We start from the raw sequence: 1,507 nt of genomic DNA, 5'->3' as shown, positions 1-1,507 counted from the left end.
CGCACCGGGCTCCGACCGGGCCGGGAAACAGCCCCTGCGGCGTCCCCGGCGCCGCACCTGTGAGAGCTGCTGACCCCACCGGCACCGCAGCGGCCCTGTCGGCGAATTCGTACCGGCCGGGCTCGCCCGGTGGTGGCCGTCGCGGCGGGGGAGTGGTGGGTCCCGCAGGGGAAGTGGACCCGAACTACTCCTCCCCGGGCTCGAAGTCCTCCACGAAGTAGCTGTCGTGCCGGATGCGGAAGTGCTTGAGTTCCTCGCCACCGCGCTGTGTCATCTCCGCGACCCGCTCGAAGTACTCCTCACGTGGGGCGCCCGGGGAGAAGAGCATGAGCATGGACATGGGCTCGTCGGTCACGTTCTTGAAGGCGTGCAGGCCGCCGACCGGCACGTACAGGAAGTCACCCTCGCGGCCCGTGACCCACTTCTCGCCGTTGTAGAGCTCCAGCTCGCCGGAGAGGATGTAGAAGGACTCCGACATCGTCTTGTGGAAGTGAGTCCTGGCTCCAGCGGACCGGGCACCCAACTCCATCTTGTACAGGCCGAATTCTCCGCCGGTCGACTCGTTGGTGGCGAGGTAGTGGGTAGAGCCGCCGGGCGAGGAGACGTCCGGTGGGGCGTCGGCCGGGCGGAAGACCGCGTTCACTTCGCCCTTGTCGCCGTGGTAGCGGGGCCTCGGGTACTCGGGATACGACATGATGCGCTCCTTCGGCAGCTCTTCACCAGTATGGTGGCCCCCGCGTTCACAAGGCGGCATCGGGCTCACGGATGATCCCGGGCCGGCCGGGGATGACCTGCGAGGCCGTCTTCGCCCGGCCGGAAGTCGATCGCCCTCGTGAGGGCGGGACGTACGGTCGCGTCATGGAGACGACCGCAGACGATGCGACGGTGCTCGGCGTGGTGGGGACCGTCGTCTACCGGCTGGCGCGGCCCGAGGACGGCGAGGCCCTTGCGGGGCTCGACGGGTCGTTCACGACGGATTCCGTCTTCGAAGTGACCGGGACGGACGAGGGTTTCAGGATCTCTCGGACTCCGGTGGACCCTCCCGTCCACAAGGTCTTCCCCGATGACGACGACGGTGAGCACGACGACGGCGGTCCCGAGCCGCGTCGGACGGTGGTCGCCTTCGACGGGGACGAGTTGTGCGGGTTCGTGAAGACCTCCTTCGCTCCGTGGAACGCGCGCCTGACCATCTGCGACATTGCGGTCGCGCCGGCGTGGAGAGGCAGGGGGATCGGGCGAACCCTGATGGACCACGCCTTCGACTTCGCGAGGGAGTGCGGGGCGGGGCATGTGTGGCTCGAGGTCAGCACCATCAACGCACCCGCTGTTCGCGCCTACCTCCGGATGGGCTTCGTCTTCTGCGGACTGGACACCTCGCTCTACGAGGGAACGGAGTCGGCTGGCGAACGGGCGCTCTTCATGGCCCGGTGGCTGCACTGACCGGACTCCCCGTCACCGAGAGCACCGGAGGCCGAAGAACAAGCCGAGAGGTTGTTCCAGATGGTGG

At 68.1% G+C, this 1,507-nt stretch carries 2 protein-coding genes; one reads left to right on the top strand and one right to left on the bottom strand.

All coding sequences use genetic code 11. From position 1 onward, the window contains the following. Positions 1 to 184: 184 nt before the first annotated feature. Positions 185 to 694: a cupin domain-containing protein gene (locus RIM90_RS16600; RefSeq protein ID WP_309061481.1), complete on the bottom strand. Its 510-nt coding sequence runs from the start codon at positions 692 to 694 to the stop codon at positions 185 to 187. 164 nt (positions 695 to 858) lie between these two features. On the opposite strand from RIM90_RS16600, the gene RIM90_RS16595 reads away from it, so the two are divergent. Next, positions 859 to 1,440 (top strand): GNAT family N-acetyltransferase, encoded by a 582-nt coding sequence (locus RIM90_RS16595; protein ID WP_309061480.1) that lies wholly within the window; start codon positions 859 to 861, stop codon positions 1,438 to 1,440. Positions 1,441 to 1,507: the final 67 nt, after the last annotated feature.

This window comes from Streptomyces sp., from assembly GCF_031181555.1.
Taxonomy (GTDB): Bacteria; Actinomycetota; Actinomycetes; order Streptomycetales; family Streptomycetaceae; genus Streptomyces; species Streptomyces fimbriatus.
The sequence above is the reverse complement of the archived record's forward strand: the minus strand, read 5'-3'. Positions and strand labels throughout refer to the sequence as shown.

Excerpts from the sequence above, each read along its gene's own strand:
- RIM90_RS16600 (WP_309061481.1), bottom strand. The coding sequence starts at position 694 with ATGTCGTATCCCGAGTACCCGAGGCCCCGCTACCACGGCGACAAGGGC.
- RIM90_RS16595 (WP_309061480.1), top strand. The coding sequence starts at position 859 with ATGGAGACGACCGCAGACGATGCGACGGTGCTCGGCGTGGTGGGGACC.